Source organism: Kocuria sp. LUK (assembly GCF_021012935.1).
Lineage (GTDB): Bacteria > Actinomycetota > Actinomycetes > Actinomycetales > Micrococcaceae > Kocuria > Kocuria flava.
On sequence record NZ_JAJMZI010000006.1, the window covers coordinates 101211 to 118981 of the forward strand.

Genomic DNA, 17771 nt, shown 5'->3' on the forward strand with positions numbered 1-17771 from the left:
CCGCCGGGACGGCGCCCGCGCGTGCCCGATACTGGGAGGGTGTACGTCGTGACCCTGGAGCAGCACCGCCGCGGGCCCGCCGACCCGGTCCCGCCCCTGCTGCGCCGGCTCGCCGGCCTGGACGCCGCCGCCCCCTTCCAGCGGGTGCGCGAGCACGTGGTCCAGGGCCTGGTCGAGGACGCGGGCACCGCCGTGGCCGCCGCCCTGGCCGGGCTGCGGGAGGGGGCGCGCGTGGGCCTCGGGGTGGGCCCGGTCCACCTGGAGCCGGCGACCGACCCGCAGGGCCGCAGCGGGCTGCGGGCCGGCGGCCCGGGCGTCGACCACGCCCGGCGGGCCGCCGGGGCCGCCCGCGCCGGCGGGCGGGTGCCCGTGTGCGTGGCCGCCGAGGACGCCGCGGCCGCGGCCCGGGCCGAGGCGGTGCTGCGGCTGCTGGGGCGGCTGGTCGTGGAGCGCTCCGCGGCGGAGTGGCGGGTCGTGGACCTGCTGGTCCCCGGCGCGCGCGGGCAGCAGAAGGTCGTGGCGGCGGAGCTGGGGATCACCCCGCAGGCGGTGTCGAAGGCCGTGGCCCGGTCGCTGTGGCAGGAGGAGCAGGACGCCCGCCCCGCGGCCGCCCGGCTGCTGGAGCTGTGCCTGGCGGGCGACGGCCCCGGCGGGACGGCTCAGGGCTCGACCAGGAACCCCTCGGCCACCATCCACTCGTAGGCGACGTCGGCCGGGTCGCGCCCCTCGACGTCCACCTGGCGGTTGAGCTCCTGCATGACGTCGTCGGTGAGCGCCGCCGCGATCGGCTCCATGACGTCCTCGAGCCCGGGGTGCTCGGCGAGCAGCTGCGAGCTGTAGACGGGTGCGGCGTTGTAGGCGGGGAAGAACTGGCGGTCGTCCTCGAGGACGGTCAGGTCCAGGGCCGGGATGCGCCCGTCCGTGGAGAAGACCTCCCCGAAGTTGCACTCGCCGGCGTCGGTGGCGGAGTAGATGGCCCCGGTGTCGTAGATGCCGATGTTGTCCTCGGGGACCTCGCTGCCGCGGTCCAGGCCGTAGTGGGCGAGCAGCGGGGTGAGACCGTCGCTGCGGGAGTTGAACTCGGACTCGACGCAGAAGGTGCGCTCGGCCACCGGCAGCCGCGCGATGTCCGAGACCGTCTCGAGGCCGTTGGCCTGCGCGTACTCGGAGCGCACGGCCATGGCGTAGGTGTTGTTCAGCGCGGCGGGCTCGCCCCACGTCAGCCCGTTGGCGAGGTCGGCCTCGCGCACGGCCCGCCACTGCTCCTGCTGGTCCGGGATGCCGGTCTCCTTCCCGAGGTAGGTCAGCCAGGCCGTGCCGGTGTACTCGAACGTCAGGTCGGCGTCCCCGGCGAGCATGAGCTCGCGCACGGGCTGGGAGCCGGGGACGTTGGTGATGTCCTCGGTCTCGAAGCCCGCGGCCTCGACGGCGAGCACCGCGATCTTGCCGAGGATCAGCTGCTCGGTGAAGTTCTTCGAGGTCACGCGGACCTCGGTGTCCTCGGCGCCCTCGACGACCGGGATGGAGCCGGGCTCGGCGGCGGGGATGTACGCGGTCGAGGGCTCGAGCCCGCACCCGCTCAGGAGCAGGCCCGCGGCGGAGACCAGCAGGGCGCCGGCGGCGGCGCGGGGGGTTCTCATCGCAGTCCCTTCGGGCGGGCGACGTGCTCGACGACGCGGCCGATCCAGTCGATGCTCAGCGCCAGCAGCGCCACGAGGATCGAGCCGGCGACCAGCACCCGCACGAGGTTGAGGTTGACCCCGGTGGTGATCAGCAGCCCGAGCCCGCCGCCGTTGACGAAGGTGGCCAGGGTGGCGGTGCCGACCACCAGGATCAGCGCGGTGCGCACCCCGGCCAGCATGACGGGCACGGCCAGGGGCAGCTCGACGCGCAGCAGGACCGAGGCGGCGCTCATGCCCATGCCGCGCCCGGCCTCGACGAGGCTGCGGTCCACGCCGTCGAGCCCGACCATGGTGTTCTTCAGGACGGGCAGCAGCGCGTAGACGATCAGGGCGACCACGGCCGCCCGGAAGCCGAAGCCGGACCAGAAGGCGAACAGCACGATCAGGCCCACCGCCGGGGCGGCCTGCCCGACGTTGGCCAGCGCGATCACGGGGCCGGTGAGGACGCGCAGCGGCCGGCGGGTCAGCAGGATCCCGGCCGGGATCGCGATGAGCAGGACCACGGCCGTGGCCACGGCCGTCAGCTGCAGGTGCTCCACGGTCAGCCCCCACAGCGACGCGGGGCTGAGGGTCACGGCCTCCGTCTCCGTCAGTTCCGCGGTGGACAGCCACAGCACGAGCAGGCCCAGCGCGGCGAGGATCGCCAGCGGCTGCAGGAGCAGGCCCTTCCAGGTGCGCCGGTCCGGGTCCGCCGGGGCCCGGCCCCCGGCCGGGGTGCCGGCGGGGTCCTGCTCCGCGGCGGCGGGGCCCTCGGTGCGGGTGCTCACCGGCCCCCACCCCCCGGGGTCGCGTCGACGGCGGGCAGCTCCCCCGTGTTGTGCCCGAGGGGCGCGTCCTCCGCGGCCACGGAGCGGCGGGCCTCGGTGATAGCCGCCATGACGGTCTCGACGTAGATGACGCCCTCGAAGCGGTCCCGCGCCCCGACCACGAGCGCGGCCCCCGTGCTGGAGACGAGCATCGTGTCCAGGGCGTCGTTGAGCGTGGAGTTCGTGCCGACGAGGGGCAGGCGCTCGTTGCGCTCCCCCGGGACGGTCCCGACGCGCTCCAGCTGCCGGCGGGAGGGCCAGGACAGCGGCCGGCCGCGGTCGTCCACGACGACGACGTCGCGGGTGCCGGCCTCGTCGGCCCGGCGCAGCACGGCCCGGACGTCCTCGCCGGGGCGGGTGGTGACCGCCGGGACGAGGTCGACCTCCCGGACGCGGGTGAGGGTCAGCTGCTTGAGCCCCGCCCCCGAGCCGATGAAGTCCTCGACGAACTCGTCCGCCGGCTCGGCGAGGATCCGCTCGGGGGCGTCGTACTGCACGACGCGGGCGCCCTCGTCGAAGACCGCGATCCAGTCGCCGAGCTTGACGGCCTCGTCGAAGTCGTGGGTGACGCACACGATGGTCTTCTGCAGCTCGTGCTGGATGTTGATCAGCTCGTCCTGCAGCCGCTGGCGGGTGATCGGGTCCACGGCGCCGAAGGGCTCGTCCATGAGCAGCACGGGCGGGTCCGCGGCGAGGGCCCGGGCCACGCCGACGCGCTGCTGCTGCCCGCCGGAGAGCTCCCGGGGGTAGCGGTCGCGGTAGACGGCCGGGTCGAGGGAGACGAGCTCGAGGAGCTCGTCCACGCGGGCGGCGATGCGCTGCCTGTCCCAGCCGAGCATCTTCGGGACCATGCCGATGTTGGTGGCCACGCTCATGTGCGGGAACAGCCCGCCGGCCTGGATGACGTAGCCGATGCCGCGGCGCAGCTCGTCGCCGTTCATGTCGGTCACGTCCCGGCCGTCGATGACGATCCGCCCCCCGGTGGGCTCGATCAGGCGGTTGATCATCTTCAGCGTGGTGGTCTTGCCGCAGCCCGAGGGCCCGACGAGCATGACGGTGCTGCCCGCGGGGATCTCGAGGGTCAGGCCGTCGACGGCGGCCCGGGCCTGCCCGGGGTAGCGCTTGGAGACGTTCTCCAGGAGGATGCGGGCCCCGGTGACGGAGGAGTCGCGGCCGGTGGCGGGAACGGGATCAGACACGGATACCTCGCGATGTGGTGAGCCGGCCGAGCAGCACGAGCAGCCCGTCCAGGAGGAGTGCGACGACGACGACGGCGACGACGCCGGTGACGACCGACGCGAGGGAGTTGGCGCCGCCGAGGCGGGAGAGCCCGGAGAAGATGAACCCGCCCAGGCCCGGACCGAGGACGTAGGCGGCGATGGCGGCCACGCCCATGACCATCTGCGCGGACACGCGCATCCCCGCCTGGATCACCGGCCAGGCCATGGGCAGCTCGACGCGCAGGAAGGTCGCCGCGCGGCTCATGCCCAGCCCGCGGGCGGCCTCGACCGTCTCGTGCGGGACCCCGGCGAGACCCACGAGGGCGTTGCGCAGGACCGGCAGGGCGGCGAAGAAGGTGACGACCACGACCGCGGGGGCCACCCCGAAGCCCAGCGGGGCGATGAGCAGGCCGATCAGCGCGAAGGAGGGGATGGTCAGCCCCACGGCGGAGACGTTGTTGGCCACGCTCGTCAGCCGCCGGGAGCGGTAGCACAGGGCCGCGACCGCCACGGCGAGGACGGTCGCCAGGACCAGGCACTGGAGCACCAGGGAGAAGTGCTGCCAGCTCGCGAAGAGGATCTGCTCCCAGCGGTCGGCGACGTACTCGAGCACGGTCCGCTCCTCGCCTCGGGGCCGGCAGCTCGTCCACCGGCGTGGTGGTCCACGTTACACCGGCACGGGTGCGCTTTCCGGATCCGCCGGGCCGGCCGCGGACCGGACCGTGGGCCCGGGCGCGCTCAGAGCAGGGTGCGCAGGACGGTGGCGGCGCCGTCGTCGTAGACGCTGTGGGTGACCTCGTGGCACACGGCCACGACCTCGTCCGGGGCCTGGCCCATGGCCACGCCGCGGGCGGCCCAGTCGAGCATCTCGATGTCGTTGCGGCCGTCGCCGATCGCGATCGTGTGGGCGGGGTCCACGCCGAGGCGGCGCCGGACCTGCTCGAGGGCGCTGGCCTTGCTCACGCCGTTGGCGGCGATGTCGAGCCAGGCGCTCCAGCCCACGGAGTAGGTCACCCCGTGCAGGCCGGCCTCGTCGATGGCGAGGGCGAACTCCTCGGGGGTGTGCTCGGTGCTGTAGACGACCATGCGCACGGCCTTCATCCCGGCGAGCTCGTGCAGGTCCACGCCGACGGCCTCGATGCCGAACGAGGAGTCCTGGAACCGTTCCGTGGAGTAGAAGGAGCCGTCCTCGGTCTCGAGGGCGAACTTCGCGGTGGGCAGGCGCCGCTCGAGGGCCTCGAGGGCCTGGCCGGGGTCGAAGGACACGCACTCAAGGACCCGGTGGTACTCGGGCAGCGCGGGGTCCAGCTCGAGGGTCATGCCGCCGTTGGAGCACACGGCGTAGCCGCTCTCCTGGCCGATGAGCTCGACGACGGGCAGGGTGGCGCCCTTCGACCGGCCGGTCGAGACGACCACGTGGTGGCCGGCGGCGCGCACCGCCCGGGCGGCCTCGCGCACGGCCGGGGACATGTGGCCGTCGTGGTCGACGAGGGTGCCGTCGACGTCGAGGGCCACGAGGTAGCTGACCCCGGTCTCCTTGCGCCATCCGTTGGTGCGCACGGGGTGGATCCGGAGGGGGACGTGGATGTCGGCGGCGGAGCGGTGCCCGGTGGGCGCGGCGGTGCCGCCGGCGTGCTCGGTGAGGTCGTCCGAGTGCTCCACCCGCAGCGGGACGGTGGAGTTGATGCCGACGAGTTCGTGCTGGTCCTCGGTGCCAGCGGTCTTTTCCTGAGTCATGCGGGACATGGTGCCACACCACACCGACAGGGTGGCCAGGATGTCCGCGATCGGTGAACGTGCGACGAACGCGCGGCGACGGCTCAGCGCCGGACGGGGATCGTCTCCTGGCCCCGCAGGTAGGGGCGCAGGGCCTCCGGGATCCGGACCGAGCCGTCGGGCTGCTGGTGGGTCTCGAGGATCGCCACGAGCCAGCGGGTCGTGGCGAGGGTGCCGTTGAGCGTGGCCACCGCGCGGGTCCCGCCCTTGCGGGGCCGGCCGTCGGGTCCGGTGGTCGCGGGCATCCGCTCCCGGACGTTGAGCCGGCGCGCCTGGTAGGTGGTGCAGTTCGAGGTCGAGGTCAGCTCGCGGTAGCGGCCCTGGGTCGGCACCCAGGCCTCGCAGTCGAACTTCCGGGCCGCCGAGGCGCCGAGGTCCCCGGCCGCGGTGTCGATGACGCGGTAGGCCAGCTCGCAGCGGGCGAGCATCTCCTCCTCCCGGGCCAGCATCCGGGCGTGCTCGGCCGCGGCGTCCTCCTGGGCGCAGTAGACGAACATCTCCAGCTTGTTGAACTGGTGGACGCGGATGATCCCGCGGGTGTCCCGGCCGCCGGAGCCGGCCTCGCGCCGGTAGCAGGAGGACCACCCGGCGTAGCGCAGCGGGCCCTCGGCGAGATCGAGGATCTCGTCGGCGTGGTAGCCGGCCAGGGGCACCTCGGAGGTGCCGACGAGGTAGAGCTCGTCCTTGCCCACGTGGTAGATCTCCTCCGAGTGGGCGACGTCGAAGCCCGTGCCGCTCATCACCTCCGGGCGCACGAGGTTCGGCGTGGTCATCGGCACGAAGCCGTCGTCGAGGGCCAGGTCCTGGGCCATGAGCAGCAGGGCCGTCTCGAGCCGGGCGACGTCGCGCTTGAGGAAGTAGAACCGGGCGCCGGAGACCTTGGCCCCGCGCTCCATGTCGATGCCGTCGACCGCCTCCCCGATCGCGAGGTGGTCGCGGGGCTCGAAGCCCTCCGCGGCGAAGTCGCGGGGCTGCCCGACGGTGCGCAGCACGGTGTAGTCGTCCTCCCCGCCCACGGGCACCCCCGGCAGCACGAGGTTCTCCACGACGGAGACCAGCTCCTCCAGCCGGGCCCCGGCGGCCTCGGCCGCGGCCTGCGCCTCCTTGACGCGCCCGGCGAGGTCCTTGACCTGGGCGAGCAGGGCCTGCTTCTGCTCCCCCTGGGCCCGCGCGACCTGCTTGCCGAACGCGTTCTGCTCGGCGCGCAGCCCCTCGGCGGCGGTGATCAGGGCGCGGCGCTCGACGTCCGCCTCCAGGATCCGGTCGATCAGGGAGACGTCGGCGCCGCGGGCGCGCTGGGAGTCGCGGAAGACGTCGGGGTACTCACGGAGCTGGTTGATGTCGATCACCCCGACAGCGTACCGAAGTCCGCCCGGCGGGCCGGGTTACGCTGGGCCTGCCGCCGCACCCGTGCGGTCTTCCCGCCCCGAGACCCGAGGAGCCGTCCGTGGACCTCACGCCCCCCGCCCCGCAGCGGGTCGCCGTCGTCGTCAACCCGATCAAGGAGGAGGCCGGCGCCGCACGGGACGCGATCGTCATCGCGTGCCGCAAGGGTGGGTTCCCCGACCCGGTGTTCCTCGAGACGGAGGAGGACGACCCCGGCTTCTCGATGGCCCGGGAGGCGCTCGAGCACGGGGTGGACCTCGTGATCGCCGCCGGCGGCGACGGCACCGTCCGCGCCGTGGCCGAGACGCTGATGGGCACCGGCGTCCCCCTGGGGCTGCTGCCCCTCGGCACCGGCAACCTGCTGGCCCGCAATCTCGGGGCGGACCTCGGCGACCCCCACCGCACCGTGGACATCGCGCTCTTCGGCGAGGAGCGGGCGATCGACATGGCGACCTTCCGCACCGAGCTCGTCGACGGCACCGTGGCCGACCACGCGTTCTGCGTGATGGGCGGTGCGGGTTTCGACGCGCAGATCATGACGGACACCCGCGACGAGCTCAAGCGGCTCGTGGGCTGGGCCGCCTACGGCGAGGCGGGGGTGCGCCACCTCTTCGCCCCGCCGCGCTGGGCGCGCTTCCGCATCGACGACGGGCAGTGGCAGAGCCGCCGGGTGCGCTCCGTGATGGCCGCCAACTGCGGCATCCTCACCGCCGGCATGGTGCTCGTGCCCCAGGCGAAGATCAACGACGGCGTCCTCGACGTCGTCGTGATGTCCCCGCGCAGCACCCTGGAGTGGGCGCTGATGGCCGCGAAGGTGGTCTTCCGGCAGCGCCGGGACCTGCCCGTGATCGAGTTCTTCGCCGCGCGGAAGGTGCGCGTGGAGTTCCACGAGCCGATCGAGTCCCAGGTGGACGGGGACGGCACGGGCGTGCTCACGGCCTTCGAGTCGGAGATCCGCCCCGGGGCCCTCCAGGTCCGGGTGCCGCCCTCGCAGGCCGACCGCCCCTCCTAGGGGCCGGGCCGCGCGCGGGCCGGGCTCACTCGGCGGGCGCGGGCCGGCGGCTGAGCCCCACGACGAACACGCCCATGAGGGCGAGCACCGCCAGCGCGACCACGGCCAGCGGGCCGCGGCCGCGGTCGGCGACCGGGGACTTCAGGGGCCCGGTGACCCGGGAGGCGGGCTCCGTGCGGGCCCGCTCGGCGCCCGGCGCGTCGCCGCGGGAGGCGGCGTCCTCGCCGGGGGCCGGTGCGACCTCGGCGCGCACGACCGCCGCCGGGGCCGCCGGCGGCGCGGCCGCGGCCGGCGGGACGAGCACCGCGCCGCAGGCGAGCAGGACGGGGGCGAGGGCCAGGGCGGGACGGCGGACGGCGGGAGCGGACATGGCGGCACCTCCGGGTCGGGCCCGGTCCCGACCCGGGGGGTCGGTCGACACCGGTGGCAGGGGCACGGGCGCGGTCGCGCCCGTGCCGCCCATCCTGCCCGCGTTCGCAAAGGCCAACAAGCCGGGGGGCGGGCTGCGACGCCCCGTTACGCGGGCCGCTGCCCCTGCAGCGCGGCGACCCACGCCTGGGCCTCGCGGAACGCCCCGTCGGAGTGCTGCCCGGCCACCCCGGTGTCCTTGTGGTCGGCGCGCGGGTAGGAGCCCAGGAAGCGGGTGCTGGGGCACACGCGGCGCAGCCCCACGAGGGCGTCGGCCACCCGGGCGTCGCGGACGTGGCCGTCGACGTCGATGCTGAAGAAGTACTCGCCGAGGTAGTTGCCCGTGGGCCGGGACTCGATCCGCGAGAGGTTGACCCCCCGGGTGGCGAACTGCTCGAGGATCTCCAGCAGCGCGCCGGCCCGGTCCTCCCACAGCGGGACGACCAGGGTCGTGCGGTCCGCGCCCGTGCGGCGCGGCAGGGGCGCGTCCGGGCGGGCGACCAGGATGAAGCGGGTGACCGCGCCCCGGTTGTCCCCGATGTCCTCGGCGAGCACCGTCAGCTCGGGGTGCTGCTCGACGACCACCGGGGAGCACACGGCCGCGTCGAAGCCGGCCGCCCGCGGCCCGTCCTGCGTCCCGGGCAGCAGCGCCAGGGCCGCGGCGGCCGTCGAGGAGGCCGGGACGTAGTCGGCCCCGGGCAGGTGCCGGTCCATCCAGCCGCGGACCTGGGCCCAGGCGTGGGAGTGGGTGGAGACCGTGCGCACGTCGGCGAGGGCGGCCCCCGGGGGCGCCACGAGCACGAACCGCACGGGCACGAGGGCCTCGCGCACGATCCGCAGCTCGCTGCCGGTGGCCACCGCGTCGAGCGTGGCCGTAACCCCGCCCTCGACGGAGTTCTCGATGGGCACCATCGCGGCGTCGACCTCGCCGGCGCGCACCGCGGCGAGGGCCACGGGCACCGAGGACACGGGCACGCGCTCGGCCTCCCGCGCACCCTCCACCCCCAGCAGCGCGGCCTCGGTGAAGGTCCCGGCGGGTCCCAGGTAGGCGTACCTCACCGGACGGTCGGCGTCTCGCCCGACTCCGAGACCATGGGCTTGTCCGCGTCCGCCCACGCGCCCATCCCGCCGAGCACGTTGACCGGGTCGAAGCCGTACTGCTGCAGCCAGGCGGTGGCCTTCAGGGAGCGTCCGCCGGAGCGGCAGATCACGTAGACGTCCTGGTCCGCGTCCACCTCGCCGTAGCGCTCGGGCAGCTGTCCGAGAGGGATGTGGTGGGCCCCCTCGATGTGCCCGGCCTCCCACTCGAAGGCCTCGCGCACGTCCAGGATCGCGGCGCCCTCGGGGATCTCCTCCACCGAGGCGCTGGGCAGGTTGTCGACGTTGTCCACGGGTCGGTCCTCTCGTCGTGCCGGTCGTTCCCGCACCAGCCTAGTGCGCCCCAGGGGCCGCCGGGACGCCCCCGCCGCGCGGGGCACCCCGGCGGCGGGGCCGGGCTCAGCCGCGCTTCGGGGTGTGGATCAGCTTCTTGTTGGCGAACTCCTCGATCCCGGAGCGGCCCAGCTCGCGGCCCACGCCGGAGCGCTTGATCCCGCCGAAGGGCAGGTCGGGCGCGGTGCCGGTGTGCTCGTTGACGAAGACCATCCCGGACTCGATCCGCTCGGCCACCCGGCGCGCGGCCTCGACGTCGGCCCCGTGCACGGACCCGCCCAGCCCGAACGGCGAGCCGTTGGCGAGCTCGACGGCCTCGTCGGCGTCCGCGACCCGGTGCACGACCGCGACCGGCCCGAAGATCTCCTCGTCCCAGGCCCGCATCCGCGGGGTCACCCCGCTGAGGACGGTGGCCTCCATCCACGCCCCGGGGCGGTCGAGCCGCCGGCCGCCGGTGTGCACGGTCGCGCCCTTGGCCACGGCGTCCTCGACCTGCGCCATCACGCCGTCGCGGGCGGCCACGGAGGACAGCGGGCCGAGCACGGTCCGCTTCTCCCGCGGGTCCCCGGGCTCGACGGCGCCCATCGCGGCGGTGAACGCCTCCAGGAACGGCTCGTAGGCCTCCTCCAGGACGATGAAGCGCTTGGCGGCGGTGCACGCCTGCCCGGCGTTGCCGAGACGGCCCTGCACGGCGCGCTCCACGACGGCGTCCAGGTCCTCGGCGTCGAGCACCACGAAGGGATCGGACCCGCCCAGCTCCAGCACGACCTTCTTCAGGTGCCGGCCCGCGACCGCGGCGACCGCGGAGCCGGCGCGCTCCGAGCCTGTGAGGGACACGCCCCGGACCGTGGGGGCGGGGATGACGATCTCGGCGATCTGCTCGTCGGAGGCGAAGACGTTGCGGTAGACGTCCTCCGGGAAGCCGGCCTCCCGGAACAGCTGCTCCTGCACGCGGGCGGAGCGCGGCACGGAGGGGGCGTGCTTGAGGACCACCGTGTTGCCCAGCATGAGGTTGGGCGCGGCCAGCCGGGCCACCTGGTAGTAGGGGTAGTTCCACGGCATGATCCCCAGGACCGTGCCGACCGGCTCGAGCACCACCACGGCGTCGCCGCCGGTCGAGGGCTCCAGCCGCTCCCCCGCCATGAACCGTGCCGCGTGCTCGGCGTAGAAGTCGTAGATGTCGGCGACGAGCAGCACCTCGCCGACGGCCTGGCGCACCGGCTTGCCCATCTCCTCGGTGATCAGCGCGGCGAGCTCCCGCTTGCGCTCGCGGTAGAGCCCGGCGAGCCGGTGCACGGCCCCGGCGCGCTCCTCGAGGGGGGTCCGGCGCCAGGAGAGGTGGGCGCGGTGGGAGCGCTCGATCACGTCGCGGACCTCGGCGTCGGTCGCGGTGGGGAACTCCTCGACGGTCTCGCCGGTCGCGGGATTGACGGTTGCGTAGGTCATGGTCCCGACCCTAGGGGCCGGTCCGGGGCGCGGACGAGGCCTCCCGCCGGTGTTCGTCGAGGGCGTGATGCCGGATCGTGCCCGCCCGCTCACACGATCGAAACATTTTCCGTCTATGTTTCACGCGCCGCGGGAGAGCCCGCCGGCACGAGGAGCCGGACGCCCCACGGCGTCCCCGGACGGGAGGAACCGCCCATGAGCACCATCGACCCCGCAGGAGTGCCGCCGGCGGCGCCCGAGCGCGAGGACCACGGCTTCAAGCGCGTCCTCGGCCGGCTCGACGCGATCGGCCTGGGCTTCGGCGCGATGATCGGCTTCGGCTGGGTCATCCTCACCGGCGACTGGCTGCTCGAGGCCGGGACCATGGGCGCCGTCCTCGCCCTCCTGACCGGTGGGCTCATCATGGCCGTCGTCGGCCTCGTCTACGGCGAGCTGGTCGCCGCCATGCCCTACGCGGGCGGGGAGCACAACTACCTGCTGCGGGGCATGGGCGCGCGGTGGGCGTTCGTCGGCTCGTGGGCCATCACGGGCGGCTACATCACCATCGTGGCCTTCGAGGCGGTCGCGGTCCCGCGCACGGTGCAGTACATCTTCCCCGGCCTGAGCCAGGTCCCGCTGTGGACCGTCGCCGGCTTCGAGGTGAACCTGACCTGGGCCCTCGTGGGGGCGCTGACCGCCGTGCTCATCACCGCGATCAACATCCGCGGCGTCAAGCACGCGTCCACGGTGCAGATCTTCGTGATCCTCTTCCTGCTGATCGTGGGCCTGATGATGCTCTTCGGGGCGTTCACCCGGGGCTCGGTCGCCACCATGGAGCCCTTCTTCACGAGCGGCACCACCGGCTTCTTCCTGGTGCTCGTCACCGTCCCCTTCCTGTTCGTCGGCTTCGACGTGATCCCGCAGGTCTCCGAGGAGATGCACCTGCCGGCCCGGCAGCTGGGCGGGACGATCGTGGTCTCCGTGCTGCTCGCCGCGGCGTGGTACGTCATGGTCGTGCTCACCACGTCCTCGGCCATGTCCGCCGCCGACGTCGCCGGCGCGGACATCGCCGTCGCCGACGCCATGGGCGCCATGTTCGGCAGCACGGCCGTGGCCAACCTGCTCATCGCGGGCGGGCTCGCGGGCATCCTCACCTCCTGGAACTCCCTGCTCATGGGCGCGTCCCGCCTGCTGTGGGCGCTGGGGAACTCCCGGATGGTCCCGGCCTGGTTCGGCCGGCTGCACCCCCGGTACGGCACTCCTGCCAACGCCCTGCTGTTCGTGGGGGCCATCTCCTTCGTGGCGCCCTTCTTCGGCGCCGAGATGCTGGGGTGGCTCGTGGACTCCGGCTCGCCCTCGATCGTGGTCGCCTACGCCCTGGTCTCGGTCGTCTTCGTGCTCCTGCGCCGGCGGGAGCCGGGGATGGAGCGGCCGTTCCGGATCGGCGGGCGAGGTCCCGGCGGCGTGGTCCTGGGCTGGCTCTCCGTGGTGCTGTGCCTGGGGCTGATCAGCCTCTACCTGCCCGGGATGCCCGCGTTCCTCAGCGCCCCGGCCTGGACGATCTTCGGGCTGTGGTGGCTGCTCGGGCTCGTGTTCCTGCTGCGCATCCCCACCGGCATCCGCCCGGGCGCCGACGCCGAGCACCGGCTCGTCGCCGAGGTCGAGCGGCGGCGCGGCCGGGACCGCGGCCGGACCGGGGACCGCGGCTGAGCCGGGCACCGCACCGCGGCCGGGCACCCGGGGCCGGGCGCCCCGCCCGGCGGCGCCTAGGCTGGCCCCGGGTGCGCGCCCGCTCGCGCCCGGGAGGAGGTGCACCCCGGTGATCACGGTGGAGCAGGTGCTGCGCCTGCCCGGGCTCGGGCTCGAGCCGGTCGTCGAGGCGGACACCTCGCTGCCCGTCAGCTGGGTGGTGACCAGCGAGCTGCCCGACCCCACCCCGTTCCTCGAGGGCGGGGAGGTCGTGCTGCTGACCGGCATCCGCACGGGCCACGGCGATCGGTCCTGGGACGGGTACGCCCACCGGCTCGCCGCGCGCGGGGTGGTGGCCCTCGGGCTGGGCGTCGGCGAGCGGCTGACCCACCCCGCCGTGCCGCCGGAGCTCGCCGCCGCGTGCCGGGCCTCCGGCCTGACCCTGTTCAGCGTGCCCGAGGCGACCCCTTTCCTGGGGATCCTCCGCGCGACCGCGGAGATGCGGGCCGCCGAGGAGCGCACCGCCCTGGAGTCCATGCTCGCCCAGCAGCGGGCCCTCACCCGCGCCGCCGTGGGGGCCGGCGGTCCGGCCCGGGTGGTGCGCGAGCTCGCGGGCGCGCTCGGCGGGTGGACGGGGGTCTGCACCCCGGACGCCGAGGTCCTCGAGGCCTCCGCGCCGGGACCGCCCGCCCTGCCCTCGGGCCGGAGCCTCCCCGAGCTGCTGGCGCGGCTGCGGCCCGCGGGCCTGCGGGGATCCCTGAGCGAGTCCGGGCCCGACGGCACCGTGCTCGTCCACCCCCTGGGGGTCGGCGACCTGCCGCGCGGCTACCTCGTGGTCGTGCTGCCCGGCCCCGCCGACCCCCTGCGCACGGGCGTGGTCGCCACGGCCGTGGCCCTGCTGTCCCTGCACGCGGAGCGCACCGCGGAGCAGGCCCTCTTCCGGCGCCGCGCCCGGGCGGGGGCGCTGGCCCTGCTGCTCGGCGGGGAGGTCCGATCGGCCGACGCCCTGCTCGCGGTCGCCGGCGACGCCACGTGGTCGTCCGTGCCGCAGGTGCGGGTCGCCCTCCTGCGCGGCGGGGCCGGGCCGCTGGAGGACGCCGCGCACCGGCTCGGGACGGGACCGGTCCGGAGCGGGCGCCCCGTGCTGGTGGGCTCCCCCGCCGAGCGCTCCGCCGGGGAGCTCACCGCCGCCGTGCTCGTCGAGGACGCCCCGGCGCGCCTGGCCGAGCTGCGGGCCGTGGCCGCCGCGACCGGGCTGCGGGCCGGGATCGGCGGGCCGGTGGCCGTGGCGGAGGCCGCGGCGGGCGAGCGGGAGGCCCGGGAGGCGCTGGCCCGCACCACCGGGCAGCAGCCGGTCGCGGCCTGGGACGACGTCGTGACCGCCGGCGTGACCGCGCTCCTGGACCCGGACACCGCCCGCGCGTGGGCCCTGGCCCTGCTGCGCCCGCTGCGGGAGGAGCGGCTGCGCCCGCTGCTGCGCGCGTACCTGGCGCACAACGGCCACCGGGCCCGGACCGCGGACGAGCTCGGCATCCACCGCAACACCCTGCAGCAGCGCCTGCACGAGGCGGAGACGGCCCTGGGCCGCTCCCTCGAGGACCCCCAGCTGCGGGCCGAGCTGTGGCTCGCCCTCGACCTGGCGGAGCGCCCCGGCCGGCCGGCGGCCGCATCCGGCCACGGAGCGACCGGCCCTGTGCACCGTGCTGAAGAAACCCGCAATGATTCAGCAGAACGCTGAGCGGGCCGGGGGCTAGCCTGAGGTCACCGGACGGTCCGCGCGGACCGTCCGGCCGCGCCCCGGGCTCGTCGACCCGGCGGAAAGGACCGCACCGGCACCCCGCTCCCTGGACCTACGATGGGGGCACGGGCACCGTGCCGGCGCCCGTCCCCGCACGAGACCACCCCTGTGACGCGCCCGGGCACCGGCGCCCGGCGTCGAGAAGAGAGGCTGACACACATGAGCACGACGGACACGACCACCGCCCTGCGGGACCGGGTCGAGACGGTTCTCGCCGCCACCCCGAAGGGCCTGCTGATCAACGGTCAGTGGCGCGAGGCCTCCGACGGGTCCACCTTCGAGGTCGAGAACCCCGCCACGGGCGAGGTGCTGGCCGAGATGGCCTCGGCCACCCGCGAGGACGCCGCCGCGGCCATGGACGCCGCCGCGAACGCCCAGGAGGCCTGGGCACGCACCCCGGCACGGGAGCGGGCGGAGATCCTGCGCCGGGCCTTCGACCTCGTCCAGGAGCGCGCCGAGGACCTGGCGCTGCTGATGACCCTGGAGATGGGCAAGCCCTTCGCCGAGGCACTGGGCGAGGTGAAGTACGGGGGTGAGTTCCTGCGCTGGTTCGCCGAGGAGGCCGTGCGCGACTACGGCCGCTACATGGACACCCCCGAGGGCAACCTGCGGATGCTGGTCACCCACAAGCCGGTGGGCCCGTGCCTGCTGATCACCCCGTGGAACTTCCCGCTGGCGATGGCCACCCGCAAGGTCGCCCCGGCCGTGGCCGCCGGCTGCACCATGGTCCTGAAGCCGGCCCGGCTGACCCCGCTGACCTCCCAGTACTTCGCCCAGCTCATGATCGAGGCCGGGATCCCGGACGGGGTCCTCAACGTGGTGTCCTCCAAGTCGGCCTCGTCGGTGTCGGAGCCGATCATGGCCGACCCGCGGCTGCGGAAGGTCTCCTTCACCGGCTCCACCCCGGTGGGCAAGCAGCTGATGAAGGCCGCCACCGACAACGTGCTGCGCACCTCCATGGAGCTCGGCGGCAACGGCCCGCTGATCGTCTTCGAGGACGCCGACCTCGACAAGGCCGTGGCCGGGGCGATGGCCGCGAAGATGCGCAACATGGGCGAGGCCTGCACCGCGGCCAACCGCCTGCTCGTCCACGAGTCCGTGGTCGACGAGTTCGTCGCGAAGCTGGCCGAGAAGATGGCCGCGCTCACCGTGGGCAACGGTCTCGACGAGGGCGTGACCGTCGGCCCGCTGGTCGAGGCCAAGGCCCGCGACTCCGTGGAGGCCTTCGTCGCCGACGCCGTCGAGCGCGGGGCGAAGGTCGTCGTGGGCGGGGCGCGCGCCGAGGGCCCGGGCTACTTCTACCAGCCCACCCTGCTGCGCGACGTCCCGCGCGACGCCCGGGCGGTGACCGAGGAGATCTTCGGCCCCGTCGCCCCGGTGATCACCTTCGCCGACGAGGACGAGGCCGTCGAGCTGGCCAACTCCACCGAGTACGGGCTGGCCTCCTACGTGTTCACCGAGGACATCTCCCGCGGCCTGCGCATCGGCGACCGCATCGAGTTCGGCCTGATGGGCCTCAACGTCGGGGTCATCTCGAACGCGGCCGCCCCCTTCGGCGGCGTCAAGCAGTCCGGGCTGGGCCGGGAGGGCGGGGCCGAGGGCATCGCCGAGTACACCACCACCCAGTACATCGGCGTGGAGAACCCCTGGGGCGCGCTGCCGCCCTCCGGCGCCGGGCGCCCCGCCTAGCCCCGACTGATCCACTTCCCGGCGCGGCCGTCGCGAGAACGCGGCGGCCGCGCCCCGTCCCGAAAGGTCGTGCCATGTCCGAGACCCTCCCCGAGATCCAGTACCGGCTCGAGCAGGTCCGCCGTGTCGCCGGGCCGCTGCCCGGCCCCCGCTCCCAGGAGCTCGCCGCCCGCCGGCAGCGGGCCGTGGCCGCCGGCGTCGCCTCCTCCGTGCCGGCCTGGGCGGCCGACGCCGACGGCGGGATCGTCGCCGACGTCGACGGCAACCAGCTGGTCGACCTCGGCTCCGGCATCGCCGTGACCTCGGTGGGCGCCTCCGCCCCCGCCGTGGTCGCCCGGGTCCAGGAGGCCGTGGCGCACTTCACCCACACCTGCTTCATGGTCACCCCCTACGAGGGCTACGTGGCCGTGGCCGAGAAGCTCGCCGAGCTGACCCCCGGCGACTTCCCGAAGCGGACGGCCCTGTTCAACTCCGGCTCCGAGGCGGTGGAGAACGCCGTGAAGATCGCCCGGCTGCACACCCGCCGCCAGGCCGTCGTCGTCTTCGACCACGCCTACCACGGCCGCACGAACATGACCCTCGCGATGACCGCCAAGGTCCAGCCGTACAAGCAGGGCTTCGGGCCCTTCGCGGGCGAGGTCTACCGCGTGCCCGTCTCCTACCCCTTCCGCGACCCCGAGGGCATGACCGGCGCCGAGGCCGCCCGCCGGGCCCTGCTGCAGGTCGAGAAGCAGGTCGGCGCCGAGAACGTGGCCGCCGTGGTGATCGAGCCGATCCAGGGCGAGGGCGGCTTCATCGTCCCCGCCGAGGGCTTCCTGCCCGCGCTCTCGGCGTGGTGCACGGAGCACGGCGCGGTCTTCGTCGCCGACGAGGTCCAGGCCGGCGTGGCCCGCACGGGCGAGTGGTTCGCCGTGGACCACGAGGGCGTCGTGCCCGACCTGATCACCGTGGCCAAGGGCGTCGCCGGCGGCATGCCCCTGTCCGGGGTCGTCGGCCGCGCCGAGATCATGGACTCCGTGCACCCCGGCGGCCTCGGCGGCACCTACGGCGGCAACCCCGTCGCCTGCGCCGCGGCCCTCGGCGCGCTCGAGACCATCGAGGAGTGGGACCTGCGCGGGCGGGCCCGCCGGATCGAGCAGATCGTGCGCGAGGAGCTCGAGCCCCTCGCCGCGCAGACCGGGATCGTCGGCGAGCTGCGCGGCCGCGGGGCCATGATGGCCCTCGAGCTCGTGCTCCCCGGCGGCACCGAACCGCACCCGGAGGCCGCACGGGCGGTCGCCGCCGCGTGCCTGGAGCAGGGTGTCATCACCCTGACCTGCGGCACCTACGGCAACATCGTGCGGCTGCTGCCGCCGCTGGTGATCGGCGAGGAGCTCCTGCGCGACGGCCTGCGGGTGCTCGCGGACGCCGTCCGGCGCGCCGCGCAGTAGCCGCGGCCGGCCCGTCCGG

General features: G+C 74.8%; 16 protein-coding genes. 6 read left to right on the forward strand and 10 right to left on the reverse strand.

Going from position 1 to position 17771, the window contains the following annotated elements; translation table 11 throughout:
* The first annotated feature begins 39 nt into the window (after nt 1-39).
* On the forward strand, nt 40-702 hold the full coding sequence (locus LQU92_RS11970; protein ID WP_101850770.1) for a hypothetical protein: 663 nt from the start codon (nt 40-42) through the stop codon (nt 700-702).
* On the opposite strand, the gene LQU92_RS11975 is transcribed toward LQU92_RS11970, so the two are convergent.
* The 6 genes from LQU92_RS11975 to serS all read right to left on the reverse strand — a co-directional run bounded on the left by LQU92_RS11975 (nt 660) and on the right by serS (nt 6833).
* The gene (locus LQU92_RS11975; RefSeq protein ID WP_101850771.1) at nt 660-1640 is read right to left on the reverse strand and encodes a glycine betaine ABC transporter substrate-binding protein; all 981 of its coding nucleotides are present in this window, start codon (nt 1638-1640) and stop codon (nt 660-662) included. The two genes, LQU92_RS11970 and LQU92_RS11975, sit on opposite strands and share 43 nt — an antisense overlap.
* Nucleotides 1637-2329, reverse strand: coding sequence for an ABC transporter permease (locus LQU92_RS11980; RefSeq protein WP_374229707.1), 693 nt, complete (start codon nt 2327-2329; stop codon nt 1637-1639). The genes LQU92_RS11975 and LQU92_RS11980 overlap by 4 nt, the downstream gene beginning before the upstream one ends.
* Nucleotides 2330-2445: 116 nt before the next feature.
* Entirely contained in the window at nt 2446-3687 is a 1242-nt protein-coding gene (locus tag LQU92_RS11985) for an ABC transporter ATP-binding protein (RefSeq protein ID WP_230780963.1), read from the reverse strand.
* Nucleotides 3680-4321 (reverse strand): ABC transporter permease, encoded by a 642-nt coding sequence (locus LQU92_RS11990; RefSeq protein WP_101850774.1) that lies wholly within the window; start codon nt 4319-4321, stop codon nt 3680-3682. The genes LQU92_RS11985 and LQU92_RS11990 overlap by 8 nt, the downstream gene beginning before the upstream one ends.
* 125 nt (nt 4322-4446) lie before the next feature.
* Nucleotides 4447-5454 (reverse strand): HAD family hydrolase, encoded by a 1008-nt coding sequence (locus tag LQU92_RS11995; RefSeq protein WP_101850775.1) that lies wholly within the window; start codon nt 5452-5454, stop codon nt 4447-4449.
* A 74-nt stretch (nt 5455-5528) separates the two neighbouring features.
* Complete coding sequence (gene serS, locus LQU92_RS12000) at nt 5529-6833, reverse strand: serine--tRNA ligase (protein WP_230780964.1); 1305 nt, start codon at nt 6831-6833, stop codon at nt 5529-5531.
* Between the two features lie 98 nt (nt 6834-6931).
* Between serS and LQU92_RS12005 the strand changes: the two genes are divergently transcribed.
* Nucleotides 6932-7882, forward strand: a complete 951-nt coding sequence (locus LQU92_RS12005; RefSeq protein ID WP_101850777.1) for a diacylglycerol kinase family protein — start codon at nt 6932-6934, stop codon at nt 7880-7882.
* A gap of 25 nt (nt 7883-7907) precedes the next feature.
* Here LQU92_RS12005 and LQU92_RS12010 read toward each other — a convergent pair whose 3' ends face one another.
* The 4 genes from LQU92_RS12010 to LQU92_RS12025 form a co-directional block, all read right to left on the reverse strand.
* Nucleotides 7908-8252, reverse strand: a complete 345-nt coding sequence (locus LQU92_RS12010) for a hypothetical protein (RefSeq protein WP_230780965.1) — start codon at nt 8250-8252, stop codon at nt 7908-7910.
* A gap of 146 nt (nt 8253-8398) precedes the next feature.
* On the reverse strand, nt 8399-9349 hold the full coding sequence (gene pheA / locus LQU92_RS12015; protein ID WP_230780966.1) for a prephenate dehydratase: 951 nt from the start codon (nt 9347-9349) through the stop codon (nt 8399-8401).
* Nucleotides 9346-9681, reverse strand: a complete 336-nt coding sequence (locus tag LQU92_RS12020) for a rhodanese-like domain-containing protein (protein WP_230780967.1) — start codon at nt 9679-9681, stop codon at nt 9346-9348. The genes pheA and LQU92_RS12020 overlap by 4 nt, the downstream gene beginning before the upstream one ends.
* Before the next feature lie 106 nt (nt 9682-9787).
* Complete coding sequence (locus tag LQU92_RS12025) at nt 9788-11167, reverse strand: NAD-dependent succinate-semialdehyde dehydrogenase (protein ID WP_230780968.1); 1380 nt, start codon at nt 11165-11167, stop codon at nt 9788-9790.
* Nucleotides 11168-11362: 195 nt separating this feature from the next.
* Here LQU92_RS12025 and LQU92_RS12030 point away from each other — a divergent pair, with 195 nt between their 5' ends.
* The 4 genes from LQU92_RS12030 (at nt 11363) to gabT (ending at nt 17752) form a co-directional block, all read left to right on the forward strand.
* The gene (locus LQU92_RS12030) at nt 11363-12856 is read left to right on the forward strand and encodes an APC family permease (protein ID WP_230780969.1); all 1494 of its coding nucleotides are present in this window, start codon (nt 11363-11365) and stop codon (nt 12854-12856) included.
* A gap of 109 nt (nt 12857-12965) precedes the next feature.
* Nucleotides 12966-14573 carry a PucR family transcriptional regulator gene (locus LQU92_RS12035; RefSeq protein WP_230780971.1) on the forward strand — a complete coding sequence of 536 codons (1608 nt, stop codon included), beginning with the start codon at nt 12966-12968 and terminating at the stop codon, nt 14571-14573.
* A gap of 219 nt (nt 14574-14792) precedes the next feature.
* The gene (locus LQU92_RS12040) at nt 14793-16322 is read left to right on the forward strand and encodes an NAD-dependent succinate-semialdehyde dehydrogenase (RefSeq protein ID WP_230780973.1); all 1530 of its coding nucleotides are present in this window, start codon (nt 14793-14795) and stop codon (nt 16320-16322) included.
* A 74-nt stretch (nt 16323-16396) separates the two neighbouring features.
* Nucleotides 16397-17752: a 4-aminobutyrate--2-oxoglutarate transaminase gene (gabT, locus tag LQU92_RS12045; protein ID WP_230780975.1), complete on the forward strand. Its 1356-nt coding sequence runs from the start codon at nt 16397-16399 to the stop codon at nt 17750-17752.
* Nucleotides 17753-17771: the final 19 nt, after the last annotated feature.

Coding starts and splice junctions, on each gene's coding strand:
- LQU92_RS11975 (WP_101850771.1), bottom strand. CDS start 1,640: ATGAGAACCCCCCGCGCCGCCGCCGGCGCCCTGCTGGTCTCCGCCGCG.
- LQU92_RS11995 (WP_101850775.1), bottom strand. CDS start 5,454: ATGTCCCGCATGACTCAGGAAAAGACCGCTGGCACCGAGGACCAGCAC.
- LQU92_RS12010 (WP_230780965.1), bottom strand. CDS start 8,252: ATGTCCGCTCCCGCCGTCCGCCGTCCCGCCCTGGCCCTCGCCCCCGTC.
- LQU92_RS12025 (WP_230780968.1), bottom strand. CDS start 11,167: ATGACCTACGCAACCGTCAATCCCGCGACCGGCGAGACCGTCGAGGAG.
- LQU92_RS12030 (WP_230780969.1), top strand. CDS start 11,363: ATGAGCACCATCGACCCCGCAGGAGTGCCGCCGGCGGCGCCCGAGCGC.
- LQU92_RS12040 (WP_230780973.1), top strand. CDS start 14,793: ATGAGCACGACGGACACGACCACCGCCCTGCGGGACCGGGTCGAGACG.
- gabT (WP_230780975.1), top strand. CDS start 16,397: ATGTCCGAGACCCTCCCCGAGATCCAGTACCGGCTCGAGCAGGTCCGC.